The organism is Hymenobacter sp. M1-2, from assembly GCF_057808495.1.
The window spans coordinates 1-570 of record NZ_JBTYZO010000068.1; the positions used below are offsets into that span (position 1 = coordinate 1).

Consider the following 570-nt stretch of genomic DNA (forward strand, 5'->3'; position numbering starts at 1 on the left):
AAGCGACGCGGGTTGCACGATGGTTGGTGAGTGAAGTTCATGTTCATGAGGGGTGTGCAAGGAAGTGGTGCAAACAAACTGTGAAGCGCAGAATATGCTCGGCGGGACTGGCGGCCTGGCGGCTGGGAGGGGCCGAAGACGGGAGCGCGCGGCGGGCAGGATCTTTCATCGGCTGGCCTTAATGAATTTGCTCACGCGCCGCTCTGCCCCCTGTCCTATCGTGAGCAAGTAAGTACCCGGCGCTAGCGCATGCACGTCGACGGTCTGGTCGGCGTGCAGCACTGTCTGCAACACGGCGCGCCCGAGCAGGTCGCTGATCAGCACGGGGCGGCCCTGACGGCCGCCGACCACTGTGAGTCGCGCGGCCACCGGGTTGGGGTAGATCGTCCAGTGCTCCTCGACCACGCGAGCCGGGGCCGCAGCCAGTGGCCCAAGACTCCAGTTCGCTAGGGCTACGGCGGGCGGGGCCGAGGCCGCACTGCTAGCGGGCACGAAGCGCACGCGGATGGTGGTCAGGCTGGCGCCGGCCGGCGTCTTACCCGTGCCTGGCAGGCGCACGAGCAGCTTACG

1 protein-coding gene is annotated in these 570 nt (G+C 67.2%); it reads right to left on the reverse strand.

Annotation, left to right across the window (positions count from 1 at the left end; all coding sequences use genetic code 11):
* Positions 1–165 precede the first annotated feature (165 nt).
* A partial coding sequence (locus ACYSMN_RS25525) for a T9SS type A sorting domain-containing protein (RefSeq protein WP_488926759.1) occupies positions 166–570 on the reverse strand: 405 nt, incomplete at its 5' end.